Below are 783 nucleotides of genomic sequence, written 5' to 3'. Positions count from 1 at the left end.
GCCCGCGACCTCGACGCGGGCCGCGCTCCGGCGGCGCGTGCGGGCGGCGGGGAGCTGCGCCCGCAGCACGCGCTCGTAGGCGTCGAAGATGCCGTCCCAGGCAAACGCCTCGGCGTGGCGTGCCCGCGAGCCGGACGACATCGCCGCGAGGTGCCCGGCCGGCGCGCGGGCGAGCCGCACGATGCCATGGCGCAGCTCGGTCTCGTCGCCGAAATAGGCGGCATCGGGACCCGCCACCCACCGGTTGAAGACGTTGTCGTGGGCCAGCACCGGCGAGCCGGCGCCGAGCGCCTCGACCAGCGACGGGTTGGTTCCTCCGACCGTGTGCCCGTGGATGTGGAAGCGGGCGTGCCGGCGCAGCGCCGCGACGCGGTCCGCCTCGTAGATCGCGCCGGCGAGGATCACGTCCGGCCCGGCGGCCGCGCGCACCGCGCGGTGGTAGGCATCGGTCTCCGAGAGCTTGCCGAGCACCACCAGGGGCAGGCCTGGGCTGACCTCGCTCCAGGCGCGGACCACCTGCAGCACGAGGTTCTCGGGCACGATGCGGGCGATGGCCAGGCCGTAGCGCTGCGGCTCGATCCCGAGCGCATCGAGCGCGGCGACCGGCGCATCGGCGACCGGGTCCGCCCCGTAGGCGATGGTGGTGATGCGGCGCTTCGGGCTGACGCGGGCGAGGTGGCGGGCGATCTCGGGGTGGTCGGCGACGAGATGCGTCGAGAACAGGCTGCCGCAATGCTCGTTCAGCCAGAACCAGACCTTGGCGGGTTTCGACCAGCGGTCGCG

1 protein-coding gene is annotated in these 783 nt (G+C 74.5%); it reads right to left on the bottom strand.

Annotated features, from left to right (window positions below; all coding sequences use genetic code 11):
* The coding region (locus FV230_RS28875) for a glycosyltransferase family 1 protein (protein ID WP_147844792.1) at positions 1-783 on the bottom strand (783 nt) is incomplete at both ends.

Origin of the sequence: Methylobacterium sp. WL6 (assembly GCF_008040095.1) — a bacterium.
Taxonomy (GTDB): domain Bacteria; phylum Pseudomonadota; class Alphaproteobacteria; order Rhizobiales; family Beijerinckiaceae; genus Methylobacterium.
The sequence above is the reverse complement of the archived record's forward strand: the minus strand, read 5'-3'. Positions and strand labels throughout refer to the sequence as shown.